The sequence below is a fragment of the Streptomyces regalis genome, from assembly GCF_001509475.1.
GTDB classification, from domain to species: Bacteria; Actinomycetota; Actinomycetes; order Streptomycetales; family Streptomycetaceae; genus Streptomyces; species Streptomyces regalis.
Genome location: NZ_LLZG01000225.1, coordinates 1 through 735 on the forward strand (window position 1 = coordinate 1; position 735 = coordinate 735).

The 735-nt window shown below is 66.8% G+C and carries 1 protein-coding gene; it reads left to right on the top strand.

Annotated elements, in window-relative coordinates:
- Positions 1–20: 20 nt before the first annotated feature.
- Positions 21–371, top strand: coding sequence for a YybH family protein (locus ADL12_RS23030; protein ID WP_063806713.1), 351 nt, complete (start codon positions 21–23; stop codon positions 369–371).
- Positions 372–735: the final 364 nt, after the last annotated feature.

Sequence of the window (735 nt, forward strand, 5' to 3'; positions counted from 1 at the left end):
AGAAAAGAAAAGGAAAGAACATGACACCGGAAGTCGTGCACGAGCGCTTCGCCCAGTACCTCAAGGACCAGGACCTCGACGGACTGGGTTCCCTGTTCGACGAACACGCCATGTTCGTACCGGGACCGGGACAGCAGCCGGTCTACGGCAGGGAAAGCATCAAGGAAGCGCTGAAGCCCTACCTCGCCTCGCCCAGCACCATGGAGGTGAAGGCCACGTCGGTCCATCAGAACGGCGACCTGGCGATGGTCCAGCCGTCCTGGCGGATCACGAGCGAGAGCGGCACCGTGGAAGGAAAGGCGGTCGAGGTGATGAGGAGGACGACCGAGGGGGACTGGGTCTACATCATCGACAACCCCTACGGCGTCTGATTCTCGTCATCCCGGCATCACCGTCGGGCGACGGAACCTCGTCACGGCAGCGGCGGCCGTATCGACGTTCTCGATGCGGCCCCCGCTGCACTGGCCCACCCCGGGCCGGCCCATCACCCTGCCGGACCCGCACACCCGATGACACCTCACCCGGTGCCGCCGCCGGCGCACCGGCCCGCTCCGTCTACGCCGCCGGAGACGCGGGAGCGGCTGCGGTCACCGCACTGTACGAGGGCCTCGCCATCGTGCCGGAAAGATCATCAGCGCGCACAACAGCGCCCAGCAGCTTCTGGGGCTGACGCCGCGCACCACCGGTCAATGGCTCACATAGATCGGCCCGTAGCCGACCCGCCCCTCCGCAACG

Bases quoted from the DNA above. Each gene is read 5' to 3' on its own strand.
- ADL12_RS23030 (WP_063806713.1), top strand. From the start codon at position 21: ATGACACCGGAAGTCGTGCACGAGCGCTTCGCCCAGTACCTCAAGGAC.